The organism is Planktosalinus sp., assembly GCF_059864935.1.
The window spans coordinates 1-1,242 of the sequence record NZ_JCBCCK010000303.1 but is presented as its reverse complement, the minus strand read 5'-3'; the positions used below and the strand labels follow the sequence as shown (position 1 = coordinate 1,242).

Annotated in this window: 2 protein-coding genes; both read left to right on the top strand. The window is 36.2% G+C overall.

Annotated features, from left to right (window positions below):
- Positions 1-330 (top strand): polyprenyl diphosphate synthase (uppS, locus tag AC6F75_RS09910; protein ID WP_500714868.1); only part of this gene is annotated, 330 nt, incomplete at its 5' end.
- A gap of 34 nt (positions 331-364) precedes the next feature.
- A partial coding sequence (locus tag AC6F75_RS09905) for a POTRA domain-containing protein (RefSeq protein WP_500714867.1) occupies positions 365-1,242 on the top strand: 878 nt, incomplete at its 3' end.

The following is a 1,242-nucleotide window of genomic DNA, read 5'->3' as shown; positions in this document are numbered from 1 at the left end:
CTTAGCTACGGTTCGAGGGAAGAAATTTCTAAAACAGTCAAAGACCTTTGTTTTAAAGTTAAAAATAACATAATTTCGCCGGAAAATATCGATGAAAAGGTTATTAATGAGCATCTTTACACGCACGATTTACCCGATGTAGATTTGTTGATCAGAACCAGTGGAGAACAGCGAATAAGTAATTTTTTACTGTGGCAAATAGCCTATGCAGAATTGTATTTTACAGATGTTTTATGGCCTGACTTCAATAAAGAGCATCTTTTTGAAGCAATACTAAATTATCAAAATAGAGAAAGAAGATTTGGAAAAACTAGTGATCAACTTAACTAACCCATTTTCAATACAGGAAAAAATAAAATCTACTTTGATTATATTTTTCTTGTTTTTAATACCCTTTTCAGGATTTTCGCAGCAAAACCAACTGGATGCAGGCAAACGGTATACCATTGGCGAATTATACGTCACAGGTGCTCAAAGCTTTAACGAGCTAACCATCATTGCTTTCACCGGCTTAAAAAAGGGCGAAGAAGTTTACATTCCGGGTGAGCGTATCAGCAACGTGATCAAAAAACTTTGGGAAGAAAACCTCTTTAGCGATGTCAATATTTATGTCTCAAACATTGACGGTGACGTTGTTGACCTTGAAATAAATATCATTGAACTTCCCACTTTAAATGAAGCAACAATAACAGGGGTTAGAAAAGGAAAAGTCAAGGAGTTACTCAACGAATTAAAGCTTAATCAGGGTGCAAAAATCACCAAAAACCTGACTACCACCACCCGAAATTACATTACCAATAAATACCGTGAAGACGGTTTTTACAATACCCAAGTGATTTTAAGCACCGTTCCGGTTATTGACACCACCGGCGCAGAGGTTTCCCAGGACATCAAAATCAATATTGACAGGGGTAAAAAAGTTAAAGTAAGAAAAATAAATATAGCCGGCAACGAAGATCTCACAAACGGCAAGTTGCGCAGGTCAATGAAAAACACCAAGCAAAAAAACCCGCTCAGACTATTTAAACGTTCAAAATACACTCAATCCGGATTTGAAGAGGACAAAGTGAATTTTATAAAAAAGTACAAAGAAAATGGATATCGCGATGCGCGCATCATTTCAGATTCATTGGTTGTTGTAAATGAAAAAACACTTGAGCTTTTTATTGATGTTGAAGAAGGAAGGCAGCATTACTTTGGCGACATCAGGTTTATTGGAAACAGTATTTATACCGATCAGGA